Genomic DNA, 14,469 nt, shown 5'->3' with positions numbered 1-14,469 from the left:
CAATAGCGCTTGCCGCATGTCAAAACGACATGCGCAGCAAGCGCGGGAAACGCCATGTTTTGGCCGCTCCTGTTACCAAAAGCACACACTTCGGCGCATCAGGCTTTCATTTCGTCGTCACAAATCGGCGTCAGACCCTGAACGCTCACCCCCACAAATCTCTGATTCTCGGTCGGTTTGCTTCCGCGCTCGATGGAATCTACGCGACCGTAGTGTTGTTGCACTGCAACATAAATCTGCCCTCTTTCTCTTGTATGCGTATCAAGATTGCGAACGAAGGCTTTCTGGCGCAATGTTCACTCACTTCTTGCGACTTTGAGACCACTTTAGGGAAAGTGAACGATCATGAGACTCCGAACTGCACTGCATTACGCTTCCGCCCCCATCGCTCTTTCCATTGCTTGCCTGGCGAATCCGGCGCTGGCGCAGGATTCGGGCGACGAACAGGGGGCTGACGAGCAAGAGGGCAGTATCGTTGTCCTCGGTTCGCGCATTCAACGTGACCCGAATGATGCGGCACCCTCCCCCGTCTCAAGCGTGTCGATCGACGATATTCGCGAGACCGGCGTCATCGACGCAACGGAAGCTCTGCGCGAGATTCCCGCGCTTTCGAATTCAGGCACCATCTCGGATTCGTTGCAAAACGGCGCCGGCGGGATCGGCCAGGCCACGCTGAACCTTCGCGGTCTTGGTTCGGTCCGCACGCTGGTATTGGTGAACGGGCAGCGTCACGTTTCGGGCGTTGCCGGTAGCCAGATCGTTGACGTGTCGAGCATTCCCACCGGCCTCATCGAACGCGTCGATGTGCTGACCGGCGGCGCATCGGCGGTTTACGGTGCCGACGCGGTGACCGGCGTGGTGAACTATGTGCTTCGCGATGATTTCGACGGCTTCCAGATCGATGCCACCGGCGGCGTATCTGCTGAAGGCGATGGCTGGATCGGCGCGGTCGACGGCGTCGTCGGGTTCAACGCGCCCAACCGGCGCGGCAACGTAACGCTGGCGGCAGGCTATTCCTACACCGAGCAATTGCTCCAGGGGGATCGTGACTTCTTCGCCAATAACGGCCGTTTCAACACCGGGACGACCTATCCCAGCCCGCTGCTGCGTTTCCAGCGCGGTGATATCACCGATTCAACGCCGAATTTCCGCGATTACTACAGCATCGCGAATTTCTCATTCCCGATCGGTTTCCGCATCCCGCTGCCCGGCACGTCTGATTATGATGATATCTTTGGTGGCGGCGCGACACCGACTGCTGCGGAGCAGGCGTTGATCGACCAGGCGCTCAATGCGCCTGCCCTCGCCTATCAATCCGATCCGCGCTTCGCGATTTCATCGGGCGCCGGCCTGATCTTCCGCCGCGATTTCGGCTTCTTCGATGCCGACATCAACAACAATGGCATCAATGACTGCCAGGAAAGCTTCATCGGCCTCACCGGCTTTGGTGGCGGCGGCTGCTACGTCTCCACGCCCGGTGGCGGCGTCAAGATTTTCGAAGACGGCATTGTTGCCAGCTCGAGCAACCAGTTCGGAGGCGATGGCGCGCCCGAGCGCCTGAGCGGCGCAAGCCTCATTCCGGGCAATGAACGCGTCTATGCAGCATTGCTCGCCAATTATGACGTGACGGACGGGGTCAATCTCTTCGTCGATGCGAAGTATGTGAATTCCTACACGGAATCGCAGAACCCCTACAACACGTTCTACGATTCGCTGCTGATCTATGCAGACAACCCCTACATCCCCGACGTGCTTCAAGCCGATGCCGATGATGCGGGCGGCCTGCGGGTCAGCCGTGACTTCACCGACCTTGGACTGGCGCGCCAACTCGCCAGCCGTGAGACCTATCGCATCGTTGGCGGCTTGCGCGGTGAATTTGGCGGAGCAAGTGAATTCAGCTGGCAGCTGAGCGCCAATTACGGCCGCTTTGAATCCGAGATCGAAAACGAGAACACCGTTTTACCAGACCGCCTGTTCGCTGCGATCGACGCGGTGGATGAAGGTCAGTTCCTCAACGGCACCCCCAATGGCAATATCGTCTGCCGTTCAGACCTGGATCCCGATGCGCGCCACCCGGGAAGCCAGTTCTTCCCGGTTATCGACGGCGGTTTCTTCACCTTCAATCCGGGTGATGGCAGCTGCCGCCCTGCTTCGCTGTTCAACGGCGAACAGTCGGTTTCCCAAGAAGCTGTCGACTTTATCACGGTGACGACGGTTAATGAGGCCGTGCTCGAACAATTCGTGCTGAGTGCCAGCCTTGCAGGTGACACGAGCAGCTTCTTCCAGCTTCCCGGCGGACCCGTCCGCTTCGCCGTCGGTGCGGAATATCGCGACGAGCAGAGCAGCTTTAACTTCGATCCGCTGACGTTGGGTATCGCTCAGATCGATACGCCCGATATCAACGCGGGTCAGTTCATCGGCGATGTCTCTGGCAACCAGCAGTTGGTATTCGATGCGCAAACGCGCAGCTTCAATACCGGTGGCCAGTTCGATGTCGCGGAAGTTTTTGCCGAGATAAACATTCCGATCCTAGAAGCCGTGCCCTTCTTCGATATTCTCGAAGTCACGGGTGCAGCGCGCTATTCGGATTACTCGACCGTGGGTGGCACGTTCACCTGGAGCGTGAGCGGTATCTGGGCGCCGGTGGAAGACCTGCGTTTCCGCGGTACCTATTCCCGCGCTGTTCGTGCGCCGAATATCTCCGAACTGTTCGATCCGCAGCAGGGTACGGTGTTCCGCCCCTCCGATCCGTGTGACGCTTCGCAGATCGCGGTACTCGATGCCGCAGACGCAGCAAACCGCCAAGCCAACTGCGTTGCCGATTTCCAGGCACTGGGTGCGGTCGCGAGCGACTACTCGACCAATGGCGTCTACGATTATGCAGACCCGCTGACCGCGCGCTTCTCCGGCACGACGGGGGGCAATCCAAACCTGCTAGAGGAAACGGCGACGACCTACACATTCGGCGCCGTCGTTACGCCGCGCTTCGTGCCCGGCCTCGTGCTTTCGGTCGACTATTATAACATCGAGATCGAAGACGCGATTTCGGCGGTGGGTTCGCAGGACATCGTGAACAGCTGTTACGACTCGACAGCCTTCCCGAACCAGTTCTGCGGCCAGTTCACGCGTAACGATGATCCCACCAGCCCGACGTTCCTCGGCTTCGACTTCCTGTCGCAGACGCAGCTGAACTTCGGCCGGATCGAAACTGCAGGTATAGACGGCACGATCGCCTATCGCTTCGACGTGGGTGAATTCGATATCGGTGCGAGGGCATCGGTCAACTGGGTCGATTATATCGACCGTTTCTTCGATCCGACCGATCCGACCAACAACAACCCCGGCCTGCGTGAAGAGCAGCGTCCGGAGTGGGCTGGCGTCGGTTCGCTGAGCGTCGGCTACGGACCGTTCACCTTCCGCTATGGCCTGCAGTATGTCGGCAGCACCGCCTTTGCGGGCATCGAGATCGAGACGCTGGACGCGCAGGTTGGCCCTGCCGGTCTGGCCGACGAATACTTCATTCACGACATCAGCGTCAGCTATGAAGCGAATGACGATTTCACGATCTACGCCGGCGTGAACAATCTGACCGATGAGCAGCCGTATCCGACGAACTTCTCCTACCCGGTCTCGCCCTATGGGACGTCGTTCTTCCTCGGCATCACGCTGCGCGGGGATCAGGTGCCGGGCCTCTAAGACCCATTATATAGCCATAAAAAAAGGGCGGGGATTTCCCCGCCCTTTTTGTTTGTACCGAAACCGTTTGAGCGTGGTCAGGATACGACCATCTGCAGTTCTCCGTCGCCTTCATCGACTTTGACAGTCGAACCATCGGGGATCTCTCCGCCGAGCAGTTTCTCCGCCAGCGGATCCTGGAGATAGCGCTGCACCGCGCGCTTGAGTGGCCGCGCACCGTACACGGGATCGTATCCCACCCGGCCAAGCCATTTGCGCGCACCTTCGGTCAGGTCGAGCACGATCTTGCGATCCTTCAGCAGCTTCTGCACGCGCGCCACCTGGATATCGACGATAGGTGCCATGTGCTCCATCGCCAGGCGGTGAAACAGCACGATCTCGTCCAGCCGGTTGAGGAATTCGGGGCGGAAGTGTCCGCGCACCACATCCATTACCTGATCTTCCACGTCCTCCACCTTCTGGTCATCGCCCAGATTGGAAAGGAACTGGCTGCCGAGGTTCGATGTCAGGATGATCAGCGTATTGCTGAAATCAACCTGGCGGCCCTGCCCGTCTGTCAGGCGACCATCGTCAAGTACCTGCAACAGCACGTTGAACACATCGCCATGGGCCTTCTCGACCTCGTCGAAGAGCACCACCTGATAGGGCCGACGCCGGACCGCTTCGGTCAGCACGCCGCCCTCGTCATAGCCGACATAGCCCGGAGGCGCGCCGATCAGCCGGGCGACCGAGTGCTTCTCCATGAACTCACTCATGTCGATGCGCACCATCGCCTGATCGTCATCGAACAGGAAGGCGGCGAGCGCCTTAGTGAGCTCGGTCTTGCCGACGCCGGTGGGGCCGAGGAACAGGAAGCTGCCAAGCGGACGGCCCGGATCCTGCAGGCCAGCCCGTGCGCGGCGCACCGCCTTGGAAACGGCGGTAATCGCCTTCTCCTGACCGATCACCCGCTTGCCGAGCACTTCCTCCATCTTGAGAAGCTTGTCGCGCTCGCCTTCGAGCATTTTCTCCATCGGGATACCCGTCCAGCGGGCGACGACGGAGGCGATGTCATCCTCGGTCACTTCCTCTTTGAGAAGCGCGTTCTCGGTGTGATCGGCGGCTTCGGCAAGCTGCGTCTCCAGCTTCGGGATCGTGCCGTATTGCAGCTCACCCGCAGCGGCGAGATCGCCATTGCGCTGAGCCTGCTCCAGCTCGATCCGTGCCGCATCAAGCTCTTCCTTGATCCGCGCCTCGGCATGGATCTTGTCGCGCTCGTTCTGCCAGCGGGTCGTCAGCTCGGATGATTGCTGCTCGAGATTGGCGAGCTCCTCGCGCAAAGCAGCAAGGCGGTCTTGAGACGCAGTGTCGCTTTCCTTGCCGAGCGCCTGCTCTTCAATCTTCAACTGGATGATGCGCCTGTCGAGGTTCTCGATCTCTTCGGGCTTACTCTCCACTTCCATGCGGATGCGGCTCGCGGCCTCGTCCATCAGGTCGATGGCCTTGTCCGGCAGGAAGCGATCGGAAATGTAGCGTTCGGAAAGCTGCGCTGCGGCCACAATCGCGCCATCGGTGATGCGCACGCCGTGGTGCAGCTCGTATTTCTCCTTGATGCCGCGCAGGATAGAAATCGTGTCCTCCACGCTCGGCTCATCCACGAAGACGGGCTGGAAACGCCGCTGGAGCGCCGCGTCCTTCTCGACATATTTCTGATATTCGTCGAGTGTCGTCGCGCCGATGCAATGCAGTTCGCCGCGTGCAAGTGCGGGCTTCAGAAGGTTGGACGCATCCATGCTGCCTTCGCTCGCGCCGGCGCCGATCAGCGTATGCATCTCGTCGATGAAGAGGATGATCTGCCCATCCGCACCCTTCACTTCGTCGAGCACGGTCTTCAGACGCTCTTCGAATTCGCCACGATATTTTGCGCCTGCAATCAGGCTACCCATGTCGAGCGCCATTAACGTGCGGTCCTTCAGGCTGTCCGGCACATCGCCATTGGCAATGCGCAGCGCGAGGCCTTCGGCAATCGCCGTCTTACCCGTTCCGGGCTCACCGATGACAACCGGATTGTTCTTTGTGCGGCGGGCAAGGATCTGCACGACGCGGCGGATTTCCTCGTCACGCCCGATGACGGGATCGAGCTTGCCGTCCTTCGCCCTCTGCGTAAGATCCTGCGCGTATTTCTTCATCGCATCATAGGCCGCTTCGGCATTGGCACTGTCCGCCGTCTTGCCCTTCCGCAGCTCATTGATGGCGGTGTTGAGCGCCTGCGGGTCGAGCCCCGCTGCGGCGAGCGCTTTGCCTGCACGGCTGTCCTTTTGCAGAGCCAGCGCCAGCAAAAGCCGCTCGACGGTGACATAGCTGTCTCCCGCCTTTTCGGCGACTTGCTCGGCCTGATCGAGCAGGCGCACGCTGTCATTATCGAGGCCCGGCTGCTGCTGCGCTCCGCCTCCGCTGACGGCAGGGATCTTCGCCAGAAGCGCGTCCACTTCCTGCACCGCGCGACCCGGATTGGCACCCGCGCGCTGGAGCAGGCCTGCGGCCATGCCCTCTTCATCCTCCAGCAGAGCTTTCAGGATGTGCTCGGGCGAAATCCGCTGGTGTTCGTTGCGAATGGCAATGGTCAGCGCGCTTTGCAGGAAGCCGCGCGCGCGATCGGTGAATTTATCGAGATTCATTCCCTGTCTCGTCCCTTATCTGATTACCTGTGACACATAGTGTTGCATTTTCGTCACACAAGTGCGCCGGTCGGTAAATTTCATGCGCCTGTCGAGACGATTGGATTTGATAAGGTGACAGGCTGTGCTCCAGCCGAGGAGTAAATCCTAGTCTTGAGGATCAAAAGCAGCACACTCATCCAAAAGTGAGTCTGCTAAGCTCTGCACTTCGAGGTAGCGCGCCTCATCGCCTCGCCTCTCTGCGCTGTGTCTCCGCATATTCGTGCGACGCGTAATTCCACTAATTTCGCTGGAAACTTCATCCCCAGTCATCTTTTCCGCCAAATCGAGGCCGAGAGTTATGGCGGTTTGTTCTGCAGACTGAGCGATGAACATCAATCTCTCGCGCGTCACACCCACAATCGCTGGTCGCACTTCACCAGCAGCCGATGCATCTTCATCACCATTCAGCGCATAAATAAGGGCATTCGCTCGTCCGGCACAGCTTGCAGCAAGACCATAGGTTACCGGTGATGTCGCTGTCTCGACGCCTGTCGTCTCTCCTACTGAATCACCATCCGCACTCCCGCACGCTGCCAAAAGCACAACACCCACCAAAACTGCTGCCCTCCTCACTATTTCCCCATTACGATTGCGAACCTCAGCAGACACTCTAACGCCACCATCGAGTCAAGCGTCACCGATGATGAAACGCATCTCGATTTTACCTTTCCCCAACGGTTGTCTAGGACCATCCAATCCCCTCCCAACAAAGCTCGAGTTTATATGAGAATACCATTACGGTGGGCCGGTTTAAGCGTTATCGCGATACTCATAGCCATATCGATTGGCCTGCTGGTGTGGGAGCCGATCGCTGCGGAGCGCGGCACTCCACCGGAAAGCGACCGCGTGTATCAGGCAGAGATCATCCGCAGCGAATATGGCGTTCCGCATATCTATGGCGAGACCGATGCCGATGTCTCCTATGGCGTCGCAATTGCCCACGCGCAGGATGATTTCGATACTCTGCAGGACGTGCTGGCCATGGCGCGCGGGCGCTATGGAGCGATTGCCGGTCAGGACGGTGCAGCGGTCGATTATGCCTATCATCTGCTCGATGCGCGCGGCACTGCGCAGCGGCAGTTTACGAGCTTGCCCGAAGATACGCAGGCGCTGTTCAATGCCTATGCGAGCGGCCTCAACCAATTCGCGGACGAAAATCCCGGCGAAGTAAAACTGCGCAATCTTTTCCCGGTCAACGGAGAAGATGTGGCCGCAGGCTTCGCTTTGCGCCAGCCATTCTTTTTCGGCCTCGACAAAGTCATCGGTCCGCTTGTTTCCGGGGAGGAGCGCAACCCCGAACCTGGTCCGCCGCTTGCCGCCCTGCCTGTTCACATGGGCGAGGCAGGCAATTTTGCCGGCTCAAACGCTTTTGCCATCGCTCCTGAAAAATCGGGCGACGGCGTAACGCGGCTCGTTTCCAACAGCCACCAGCCACTGCGCGGTGGCGTCGCCTGGTACGAAATGACTGTGCAGAGCGAGGAAGGCTGGCACTTCACCGGCGCGAACTTTCCCGGCAGCCCTTATCCATTCCTCGGGCACAACGAACATCTCGGCTGGACCAATACCGTCAATCGCCCCGACATGATCGACGTGTACCAACTGGTCATGGACGATGCGGGCGAGAAATATCGGCTCGACGGGGAATGGCTCCCGCTCGAAACGCGCACCGTATGGCTCGGCGTCAAATTCGGTCCGTTTACCCTCCCCGTGCCGCAAACCGTATATCGCAGCGCACATGGCCCGGTGATCAAGAACGATGAAGGCTATTTCGCAGTCCGCTATGGCGGGATCGACAATCTGGACAATCTCGATGCCTATTACCGCCTGAACAAGGCGAGCGATCTCGACGAATTTCGCTCCATCCTCGCCCGGATGGATATTCCGTCCACCAACTTCATCTATGCCGATGAAGCGGGCAATATCGGCTATTTCTATAACGCAGCCATTCCCGATCGCATGGAAGGTCCGGACTGGCGGGGCGTATTGCCGGGCGATCGGGGCGACCTGATCTGGGGTGGCCCTGTCGACTTCGGCGAAATCCCGCAGCTAGTGAACCCGGAAAGCGGTTGGCTTTTCAATGCCAACAACACGCCGTTTAGCGCAGCCGGCGAAGGCAGCGATCTGGACCCCGCCGACTTCAGTCCCGTGCTCGGTATCGAGATCCGCTCCACAAATCGCGCGCGGCGCGCTGCGCAATTGTTGAGCGAGCCCGGCCCCATAGACCGCGCGCGGCTGGAAGCGATCAAATACGACACCGGCTACAACCGTGAAGGCTATGTGGCGATGATGCTCGATGGCGTTGCTGCGCTCGACCTGTCGGATGATCCCGGGCTTGCGCGCGCGCAGGCGCTGCTCGGCCAATGGGACCTGTCAGCGGACAATGTCGGCGACGCCGATGCGCTCGCTCTGCTGATGATCCGTCCCTTCATGGGCGCCGATTACAACAATGGCGACATCCCGGATTTTCGCGAGGAGCTGGAACGCTCTGCCAATCATCTGATGGAGCACTTCGGACGGCTGGATGTGCCGATGAGCGATCTGTTGCGATTGCGTCAGGGCGAGGTCGACCTGCCGCTCGACGGCGGATCGGACACGCTGCGCGCCTCCACTCTGTGGGACATCGATGACGACGGGCGGCTCTCGCTCCGCCATGGAGACAGCTTTATCCAGTTCGTCGAATGGGAGGCGGGTGAGCGGGTGCGATCGCAATCGATCCAGCCCTTCGGCGCGGCTACCACGCGACCCGACAGTCCGCACTACACCGACCAGATGCAGCTCTATGTCGATCATGAGCTGAAACCGGTGCGCTTCTGGCGGGAAGACGTGCTGGAAAACGCAGCAAGTCGGCAGGTCGTGTCTAACCGACAGAGATAGTCGAGCGTGCGCAGCAAACGCCCTTCCCAATGTGGCAGAGCGTGCTAACAGATGCGCCATGAATCTGCGCACAGCACTCCGCTCGCTCCTTCCGGCCACCGCCACACTGGCGCTGCTGGGATGTTCCACCACCGACACTGCGCCCGTCGCCGAGACGCGAGCGGAGTATGTCGAAGCCGAAGCGAGCGTGGCGACGCCACAGGCAGCCTCGCTGGACGATCTGCTCGCCTCGATCGACATCCCGCACGAGACGTTCACGCTGGATAACGGCCTGCAGGTGATCATTCACACCGATCGCAAGAGCCCGCTGGTGGGCGTCACCACCTACTACCGTGTCGGCTCCAAGCATGAACCGCGCGGCCGCACGGGCTTTGCCCATTTGTTCGAGCATCTGATGTTCGGCGGATCGGAGAATGTCGAGAATTTCGACATTCCGCTGGAAGCCGCAGGCTCGACCAGTACCAATGGTTCGACGTGGTATGATCGCACCAACTACGTCGAGACCGTGCCTACCGGCGCGCTTGACCTCGCGCTGATGATGGAAAGCGACCGCATGGGCTATCTGCTCGGCGCGGTGAGCCAGGAAAAGCTCGATAACCAGCGCATGGTCGTGCAGAACGAAAAGCGTCAGGGGGACAACAGCCCCTATGGCCTCGTCAATTATGTGATGAACGATGCGCTGCTGCCGGTCGGCCACCCCTATCGCCACTCGACCATCGGCTCGATGGCGGACCTTTCCGCGGCAAGCCTCGTCGATGTGCAGAACTGGTTCCGCGACAATTATGGCCCCAACAACGTCGTGCTGGCGCTGACCGGCGATATCGACGCGGAAACCGCTCGCCCCATGGTTGAGCGCTGGTTCGGCGATATTCCGGCAGGGCCCGATGTGGAGCAGCTTGAAGCTGGCCCGGTCACTCTGGCAGAGCCGGTCTATCAGGAAATCACCGATCAGGTGCCATCCACCCGCATTTATCAGGCGTGGACCGGCCCCGGCCTCACACATCCTGATGCCATTCCGCTGCAGGTCGGCATGCAGATCCTTGGCGGCCTCAGTTCCTCGCGGCTCGACAATGAGCTGGTGCGCGGAGAGGAAAGCGCGACGAGCGTCTACGCCTATTCGCAGCAGCATGAGCAGCTGAGCTTCCTGCAAGCCATCGTTACGGTGAAAGACGGCGTGCCGCATGCCGATGCGCAGGCCGATCTCGAAGCGGAAATCGCGCGCATGAACGCGGAAGGCCCGACACAGGACGAAATCAATCGCGCGGTCACCCAGTTCGCTTCCGGCTTCATCGGCGGGCAGCAGAGCGTCGGCGGCTTTGGCGGCAAGGGCATGATCCTTGCCGAAGGGCTGATGTATGCAGGCGATGCCGGATTCTACCGCACGCAGCTGGAACAGATGGCCGCGCTGACGCCGGAGATGGTGCGCGCGGCGATGGAACGCTGGCTCTCGCGCCCCGAGACGACGCTGGTCGTGGTTCCGGGCGAACGCACGCTCGACGGCGGCGCGCTCGGCGGCTGGGGCGATGAGGACCAGAATCCCGCACCCGAACCCGATACCGGCAGCGATGTCGAAGTGACCCGCACCGGCCCTGAACGCGCCTTGCCCGAACCAGAACCGGTCGGCGCACTCACCTTCGCCGATGTCGAACGCGCGACGCTTTCGAACGGCATCGAAGTCGTTCTCGCACGCCGCGATGCGGTGCCGCAGATCAATCTGGCCATGGTGTTCGATGCCGGCAGCGCGGTCGATCCGATCGGCATGGCCGGTGTCCATGAAACGATGATCGACGCGATGACGCAGGGCACGACCTCGCGTAGCACGCTCGATATCGCCATTGCGCAGGAGACGCTTGGCGCCTCTATCAACGCGAATGCCGGGGTGGAGCGCAGCACCGTCTCGCTCACTGCGCTGTCCGCCAACCTCCAGCCTTCGCTGGACCTGATGGCTGATATCGTACGCAATCCGGCCTTTGCCGAAGAAGACGTGGCCCGCGTTCGCAGCCAGCGTGTTGCCGCCATTCAGCAGCAGCTCGCCTCGCCTTCAGGTATGGCCAGCCGCGCGCTGATGCCGCTCATCTATGGTGCCGACCATCCCTATGCCTATGCCTCCTCGGCAGGCGATGCGGATGTCGTATCCGGCCTGACTGCAAGCGACCTTGTGGCCGAGCATGCCGAATGGTTCCGCCCCGATCTCGCCACCATCACTGCCGTCGGCGATGTGTCGATGGACGAGTTGGTGGCCGCGCTCGAGGCGAGCTTTGGCGATTGGCGGGCACCGGCAACGCCCGCGCCTGAAAAATCCGTCGATGCTCAGATCCCTGCGCCAGGCACGCGCCTCGTCGTGGTGGATCGGCCAAACTCGCCCTCCAGCTTCCTCTCAATCGGACGTATCACGCCGTTCGAGGGGCATAGCGATGGCTTTGAAGCGGTTGAGCTGGCCAATGAAGTGATCGGCAGCGGCTTCCTGTCCAGACTGAACAATGATCTGCGCGAAACCCGCGGCTGGACCTATGGCATCGGCTCTTCGATCCCGAGCGCCGAAGGCCCGCGCCGCCTGCAGATCAGCACCCAGGTGCAGGCGGATCGAACGGCGGATTCAATCGAGGTGATCCTCGCGCAAATGTCGGCCTTCCCCTCGGTCCGCCCGGTGGATGATGTCGAATACCAGCGCGTGACGGACGGCAATATTCGCAACTTGCCCAACCGTTTCGAGACCAACGGACAGGTGCTCGGCGCGCTGCTGTCCAACCAATTGCTGGGCCGCGATCTGCGCTATCAGGCGAGCCTGCCCGATCTTTGGCGCGGCGTTTCGCGCCAGGATATCGATGCGGCCGCTGGCGAATACCTCCAGCCCAATGATCTCGTCATTGTCGTTGTAGGCGACCGAGACATCATCGATCCGCAGCTGGAACGCCTCGGCATGCCAATCGAATATCTGAGCGTGGACGAGCTGTAAGCTCGCGGCGCTCCACACACGAATACCAAGGAGTAGTTTTATGAGCGAAGTTGCTGGCACTTACGATTTCACCGTCAGCACCCCGATGGGTGAACAATCCGGCACAATGGTTGTCACGCCCAATGCCGATGGCACGGGTTTTGATGGCGAATTGAACGGCACGCTCGGCACGATGGAAATCAAGGATGGAACCATCAACGGCAACACGCTGAACTGGCAGATGAAGATGAACATGCCGCTGCCAATGATTCTCAACTGCGAAGCTATCGTTGACGGCGACAATGTGGCCGGTTCCATCGATGCTGGCATGATGGGCAAGATGGCGATGAAGGCCACGCGCAAGTCCTGATCAGGTGCAGACCTAAGGACCGCTGACACCCGGGCGGTCTCTCTGCGACAAAGGGGGCATCCGGGAACGACCGGGTGCCCCCTTCGCTTATCCAACGAACGCAACCTGAAAGACCGCATGGCCGACGACGAGACCGACAACCACCGCAGCCGCAAGGTGCCGAGCAGCCGTGCTGCGCGGATGGGCGCGTTCGGGCGGCTGGCGACGGGCGTTGCAGGCGGCGTACTTGCCGAAGGAGCCAAGCGGCTCGCACGCGGTGAACGACCCCGGCTGCGCGATGCGGTGATGACTCCTGCCAATGCCATGCGGCTGGCCGATCGCCTCTCTCACCTTCGCGGTGCGGCGATGAAGATGGGTCAGATGATCAGCATGGATGCAGGCGATATGCTGCCGCCCGAACTCGCGCAGATCCTCGCCCGCGTGCGCGAACAGGCCGATCGAATGCCGCCAAACCAGCTGCGCGATGTGCTGGACAAGGAATGGGGCAAAGGCTGGCTCGGCCGCTTCGAGAAATTCAATCCCCGTCCCATCGCCGCTGCCAGCATCGGCCAGGTCCACCGCGCGGTGACCAAAGATGGCCGGGAAATCGCGATCAAGGTGCAATATCCGGGCGTGAAGGAAAGCATCGACGCCGATGTCGACAATGTCGCCTCGTTGCTGAAGCTCTCCGGCCTGTTGCCGCCCGAACTCGACATCAAGCCCCTGCTCGCCGAAGCAAAGCGCCAGCTTCACGAGGAAGCCGACTATATTCGCGAAGGCGAGCAGATGATGCTTTACCGCCAGCGGATGGAAGGCAGCGAACGGTTCCTTGTGCCTGCGATTGCCGAAGAATTCTCGACCGAGCGCGTACTGGCGATGGACTTCATCCCCGGCCGCCCGATCGAGGAAATGGAAAGCGCGCCGCAGGACGAGCGAGATGAGGCGGCAGCCGATATTATCGCGCTGGTGCTGCGCGAATTGTTCGAATTCGGCGTGATGCAAACCGATCCGAATTTCGCCAATTATCGCTACCAACCCGATTCCGGAAAATTGGTGCTACTCGATTTCGGTGCAACCCGTGCGGTCGATCCCGATGTGGCGGCAAGCTATCGCAAACTTCTCGCGGCAGGGCTCGATCAGAATCGCGACGCGGTGCGCAAGGCAGCGCTGGAAGCGGGCTTCGTCAGCGAAGGCGTAATCACATCGCAGGGCGATCGGCTCGATACGATCATCGATATCATCATCACGGAACTCAATCGCGACGGCCCCTTCGACTTCGGCGACCGGGCCTTTGTGTCCGTGATCCGTGATGAGGGTTTCGAGATCGCCGCCGACAAGCGCGCATGGCATATTCCGCCAGTCGAAACACTGTTCGTCCAGCGCAAGATAAGCGGCACCGCCCTGCTCGGCGCGCGGTTGAAAGCAAAGGTCGACGTGCGCGCACTGGTGCGCCCCTATGTCGAAAGCGAGCCTCTCAAGGCCTGATAGGCGACCGCGCTCACCGTATTGGCGAGATTGAGCGAGCGGATGTGCTGCGAGCGCATCGGCAGAAAAAACTCGCGCGCCTTGTGTGCGTCCCTGATGGCGGCGGGCAAGCCCTTGGTCTCGCAGCCGAACACCAGATAGGCATCGTCGGGATAGTCGGGTTCGTAAAAGCTGCGCTCGCCATCATCCTCGAACAGGAACAGCTGGTCATCGCGCGGGGCTCGGTCAGCCAGGAACGTCTCCCAGCTCGAAAATTCCGCCAGCCTGACATGTTGCCAGTAATCGAGGCCCGAGCGCTTCACCCGCGCATCGGAAAGCACAAAGCCGAGCGGATGGATCAGTATCAGCTCGATATCGAGCGCGACGCAGGTCCGGCCGACAGCGCCGGTATTGCCGGGAATTTCCGGATGGACGAGGACAATTGAAGACAC

General features: G+C 60.5%; 8 protein-coding genes. 5 read left to right on the top strand and 3 right to left on the bottom strand.

Translation table 11 applies throughout. The annotated features are described in order from the left end of the window. Positions 1–345: 345 nt before the first annotated feature. Positions 346–3,696, top strand: coding sequence for a TonB-dependent receptor domain-containing protein (locus tag O2N64_RS07870; protein ID WP_271077064.1), 3,351 nt, complete (start codon positions 346–348; stop codon positions 3,694–3,696). Between the two features lie 77 nt (positions 3,697–3,773). Here the strand turns inward: O2N64_RS07870 and clpB are convergent, their stop codons facing one another. Further along, positions 3,774–6,353, bottom strand: coding sequence for an ATP-dependent chaperone ClpB (gene clpB / locus O2N64_RS07865; RefSeq protein WP_271077063.1), 2,580 nt, complete (start codon positions 6,351–6,353; stop codon positions 3,774–3,776). Positions 6,354–6,500: 147 nt separating this feature from the next. Beyond that, positions 6,501–7,004 (bottom strand): hypothetical protein, encoded by a 504-nt coding sequence (locus O2N64_RS07860; protein WP_271077062.1) that lies wholly within the window; start codon positions 7,002–7,004, stop codon positions 6,501–6,503. 114 nt (positions 7,005–7,118) lie between these two features. Between O2N64_RS07860 and O2N64_RS07855 the strand changes: the two genes are divergently transcribed. The 4 genes from O2N64_RS07855 to O2N64_RS07840 all read left to right on the top strand — a co-directional run bounded on the left by O2N64_RS07855 (position 7,119) and on the right by O2N64_RS07840 (position 14,038). Beyond that, positions 7,119–9,269, top strand: coding sequence for an acylase (locus O2N64_RS07855; RefSeq protein WP_271077061.1), 2,151 nt, complete (start codon positions 7,119–7,121; stop codon positions 9,267–9,269). Between the two features lie 58 nt (positions 9,270–9,327). Next, the gene (locus tag O2N64_RS07850) at positions 9,328–12,225 is read left to right on the top strand and encodes a M16 family metallopeptidase (RefSeq protein ID WP_271077060.1); all 2,898 of its coding nucleotides are present in this window, start codon (positions 9,328–9,330) and stop codon (positions 12,223–12,225) included. A 40-nt stretch (positions 12,226–12,265) separates the two neighbouring features. After that, positions 12,266–12,574 carry a hypothetical protein gene (locus O2N64_RS07845; RefSeq protein ID WP_271077059.1) on the top strand — a complete coding sequence of 103 codons (309 nt, stop codon included), beginning with the start codon at positions 12,266–12,268 and terminating at the stop codon, positions 12,572–12,574. 117 nt (positions 12,575–12,691) lie between these two features. Continuing rightward, positions 12,692–14,038 (top strand): ABC1 kinase family protein, encoded by a 1,347-nt coding sequence (locus O2N64_RS07840; RefSeq protein ID WP_271077058.1) that lies wholly within the window; start codon positions 12,692–12,694, stop codon positions 14,036–14,038. On the opposite strand, the gene O2N64_RS07835 is transcribed toward O2N64_RS07840, so the two are convergent. After that, positions 14,008–14,469 carry a tRNA (cytidine(34)-2'-O)-methyltransferase gene (locus O2N64_RS07835; RefSeq protein WP_271077057.1) on the bottom strand — a complete coding sequence of 154 codons (462 nt, stop codon included), beginning with the start codon at positions 14,467–14,469 and terminating at the stop codon, positions 14,008–14,010. The genes O2N64_RS07840 and O2N64_RS07835 overlap by 31 nt on opposite strands.

The sequence above is a fragment of the Aurantiacibacter sp. MUD61 genome (assembly GCF_027912455.1).
GTDB lineage: Bacteria > Pseudomonadota > Alphaproteobacteria > Sphingomonadales > Sphingomonadaceae > Alteraurantiacibacter.
This window is presented reverse-complemented; position numbering and strand designations above follow the sequence as displayed.

Bases quoted from the DNA above. Each gene is read 5' to 3' on its own strand.
- O2N64_RS07870 (WP_271077064.1), top strand. From the start codon at position 346: ATGAGACTCCGAACTGCACTGCATTACGCTTCCGCCCCCATCGCTCTT.
- clpB (WP_271077063.1), bottom strand. From the start codon at position 6,353: ATGAATCTCGATAAATTCACCGATCGCGCGCGCGGCTTCCTGCAAAGC.
- O2N64_RS07855 (WP_271077061.1), top strand. From the start codon at position 7,119: ATGAGAATACCATTACGGTGGGCCGGTTTAAGCGTTATCGCGATACTC.
- O2N64_RS07850 (WP_271077060.1), top strand. From the start codon at position 9,328: ATGAATCTGCGCACAGCACTCCGCTCGCTCCTTCCGGCCACCGCCACA.
- O2N64_RS07845 (WP_271077059.1), top strand. From the start codon at position 12,266: ATGAGCGAAGTTGCTGGCACTTACGATTTCACCGTCAGCACCCCGATG.
- O2N64_RS07840 (WP_271077058.1), top strand. From the start codon at position 12,692: ATGGCCGACGACGAGACCGACAACCACCGCAGCCGCAAGGTGCCGAGC.